General features: G+C 56.1%; 3 protein-coding genes and 1 pseudogene. 1 reads left to right on the top strand and 3 read right to left on the bottom strand.

What is annotated here, in order from left to right; translation table 11 throughout:
- The coding region (locus tag WS69_RS34140) for a hypothetical protein (RefSeq protein WP_197419254.1) at positions 1-285 on the top strand (285 nt) is incomplete at its 5' end.
- A gap of 370 nt (positions 286-655) precedes the next feature.
- Here WS69_RS34140 and WS69_RS34135 read toward each other — a convergent pair.
- The 3 genes and pseudogenes from WS69_RS34135 to WS69_RS13680 form a co-directional block, all read right to left on the bottom strand.
- On the bottom strand, positions 656-1,564 hold the full coding sequence (locus WS69_RS34135; RefSeq protein WP_197419255.1) for a hypothetical protein: 909 nt from the start codon (positions 1,562-1,564) through the stop codon (positions 656-658).
- 34 nt (positions 1,565-1,598) lie between these two features.
- Positions 1,599-1,928, bottom strand: coding sequence for a toxin-immunity protein system imunity protein CdiI (gene cdiI, locus WS69_RS35290; protein ID WP_269434743.1), 330 nt, complete (start codon positions 1,926-1,928; stop codon positions 1,599-1,601).
- A 7-nt stretch (positions 1,929-1,935) separates the two neighbouring features.
- A pseudogene (locus tag WS69_RS13680) lies at positions 1,936-3,525 on the bottom strand (cell surface protein); the annotation flags it as partial.

Here is a 3,525-nt window from a genome sequence, read left to right as displayed (position 1 = left end):
TTGGCTGCCGGCCGTCATCGCGCCCGTGTTGACGATGTTGCCGGCGTTGACCGTCAGGTTGTGGACCGATTGCAGGTTCGCGCTGTTGGCAAACGTGCCCGGCAAAGTAAACGTCAGATTTTCATCAAATCGGTAACAAAATCTTTCCATGCACGCATTGTTTTCTCTTCGATTAAAATTCACGCCAACACAACGATTCCGCGCAAAAAATCAACCTCAGCAAAAACAATGCAACTAATATGCTCCCCCACACCACCTCACGCATCAATTTCAAAAAATAATTAAGGATCTTCACTTAAAATAAGACCATACTCTTTTTCGAAGATATGATACGCAATAGGATCCCGATCATAGAAAGCCTCCAAGAAGCCCGGCTCCTGCCAAGCAGCAGGCGCAATACTGATCGCTCCATTTGCGTTTACTTTTGAACGCCAATTCGACGGCGCCATAGTACTTACGATCTCAAAGCACTCTGCTTGGTGCCCCCCCATGTTTGGCCACTCCCCTGCTCGCTCAGAAGTCACTATTCCGTAACTGCGCTTTCCATCTGGGGTGATCTCGATGCTCGCGACATGATAGGTACGTCCGAGTGTCAACCATGGAGAGGCCTCGACCTCTCGACCGAAAACGTCAAGTAAGCGGATACATTTAACTTTCATGGTTTCTTGGGCACGCCAGACATGTTGTTGAAGATTGCCTTGTAATCCAAACCGTAGAACACCTCTCCAGTCGTCGGATTCATATAGAAATGCATCTGAAAAGATCCTGCAGGACTCTGATATGTTTGCGTCGTATATTTGCCAAAACCAGCAGGTACGTTGGGATTGGCCAATTGACCCGGACCTAATCCCGGAACCGCCTGCGCATCGCTTATAGCCTTCGGCGTCAGCGTACCACCTGTCGTGAACGGCGAATTGGCTGACTCCAGCTGCAACTGCTTGGCCAATTGCTTTGCAGTCACAATATTCTGCGCCGCATCAGCACTCACCAATGCACCATTAGCAACCGACGTATCGCTCGACGTGACAATTCCACCGTTACCCATCGGGAGTTGCACATTCGCTCCCGAACTCCCCGTGGTGGCCGTTCCCAGGGAAGGTGACGCGCTTGCCCCATTGCCATACGGTTGCGTTCTAGCCGCATTGCCAGCCGCGCTCAAGTCACCACTGGCAGCCTTAAGCGCACCGTTTCCAACCGCGACCGCATCCGCCGACGTTGTTGTCGCACCCGTTCCGACCGCCGCTTTGCCACCGAGACCCAGCGTCGCCAGGACAGGCGTCCAGAACTCCGTGTCAGGGCCAACCGACGTTCCCGACTTGTACGGTTTCTTCAGCCCATCGAGCGAAACATATCCCGGATCACCCCGTGACGCAAACGGGCCCCCGTTTGGAAGATTAACGATCACGCCCGCGACGTTGACCATCCCGTTCCACATCCCTGCTCGCGCGTCTGAAGCCATCGCGGCGGTCCGATTGAGCAGCCCCTGAAGTCCTGCGATTGTTGCCCGGTCGTCCGTTTTTTGGGAGTCGTTGCCTGCGTTGTAAAGCTCGACGTTCGAGGCCATCGCCGCGCCTGCACTGCCACCCCTGAGGTTTAAATCAATTCCCCGAAACTCCGAGCCGCGCATCCTGCCGCAACTTCTCAACCAATTGATTCCATACATTCTCGTATAGGGGAAATGATTCCTCAGCCTGAGAAGCGGCTCTAGCCCGCATCACAGTCGCCAGAAAAATTGACAGCCCGTTAGAGTTCAACGATTCCGTTGAGATAAAGCTCATCCCCCCCTCTTCCATAGGAAGGTAAACCTCATCCTTAATCCACATGTCGGACGAGTGAAACTGATCACCGATTCGACTGACCAAATAATCGAACTGACTCGTACTCACAGGGACACGCACTTCTTTAGAAATAACTATCGATCCCGCCATTTTCGCCTCACTTGATCAGAATAATCTTCGCTTGCAGTTTTTGCGGGAGATTGCCAATCGCCTTGACAAGCAACGTTTTGTTTGCCTCACTCAGAAATCTAGAATCCAACGGCACAAAATCCGCAGCAGCCGCATGATCCGAAAGAGTGCTCATGAAATTATTAAGATTCTTATCAAAAAACTGATTTATCTTTGCCGCCTGCGCGACCGTATCCGGCGTAAGCATAAAATCCACGGTCTTACCGTTGTTTGGCCCGGAGCTGAACACAAAGTCAACCGAGGAGCCCTGAGGCGCACGTTGGAGCGTGCCACCCAGATAATTTTCAAGCTCTGCCGCTGCTCCGGCTTCACCTGGTCTAAATTTGCCTACCGCCGGATCAACAACGTTCAATCGATCAAAAGCATTCAGATCAACTGGATTGCTCGCAACAATTGTCGTGGGACTCGATGAACCGTTTGACGCCGAGATATTACTACCTGAGCTTGCCCCTTGGGTTCCCGGAGACTGACTGGCGCTTGCTCCCTGACCATACGGCTGATTTCTCGCCGAATTCGCTGCCGCGGAGAGGTCACCGCTCGCATTCTTCAGCGCACCGTTTCCAACCGTGGCGACATCCGCCGATGTTGCTCCCGCATCAGTTCCGACTGCCGCTTTCCCGCCGAGACCCAACGTCGCCAAGATAGGCGTCAGGAATTCCGTATCCGGGCCGATTGAAGTCCCAGATTTATACGGCTTCTTCAGCCCATCCAGCGAGACATAGCCCGGATCACCGGGCGACGCGAATGGCCCGCCGTTCGGAAGATTAACGATCACGCCCGCGACGTTGACCATCCCGTTCCACATCCCTGCTCGCGCGTCCGAAGCCATCGCGGCGGTCCGATTGAGCAGCCCTTGCAGTCCCGCGATTGTCGCCCGATCGTCCGTTTTTTGGGGGTCGTTGCCTGCGTTGTAAAGCTCGACGTTCGAGGCCATCGCCGCGCCCGCACTGCCTCCCACCAAGGCGCCACCGACCGTTGCCGCGACGTTCGCGGCGATGTTGCCGACCAGCGACGAGCCGGTCGTGTCCCCCACCGACTTGCTGATCTTCTCTGCCTGTCCAGCCAGCAGCGACGACATGCCTGCACCCGCCGCGCCACCGAGCGCCGTGAGCGCGCTGCCGCCACCGAGCCCGCCGATCAGCGCGCCGCCTGCCATCTGCAATTCCGCGCGTGAGGCCCCGCCCTCATCCCAGCTCTTCGCCTGATCAATGTACGACTGCATCGCAACAAGGTCGCCGCGCTCGTAAGCGGCCTTGGCTGCATCGATCGCATCCTTGCGCTTGCCGTCAGCGTACAACCCGATCCCCTGCGAAACCGTCTGCCCCGCTGCCTGCGCCGCGTTCATCGTATCGGCCTGCTGCGACAGCGTCTTTTGCACATCGGGCGTCTTCGAAACGGTCCCGTTCAGATTCGCCGTGTCGCGGTTCAGGTTCGCGACGTCCTGCGTCTGCTCGCTCGGCTTCGTGATGTTGATCGCGCCAGCGCTCACCGCGCTCTTCGTCGTCGCGCTCTGGTCGCCGCTGTCGTTCTGGAACACCATCGGCGTCACGCCGCCCGA

Source organism: Burkholderia sp. BDU5 (assembly GCF_001522845.1).
Taxonomy (GTDB): domain Bacteria; phylum Pseudomonadota; class Gammaproteobacteria; order Burkholderiales; family Burkholderiaceae; genus Burkholderia; species Burkholderia mayonis.
Note: the sequence above shows the minus strand (reverse complement) of the source record. Positions and strands in the feature narration are given on the sequence as shown.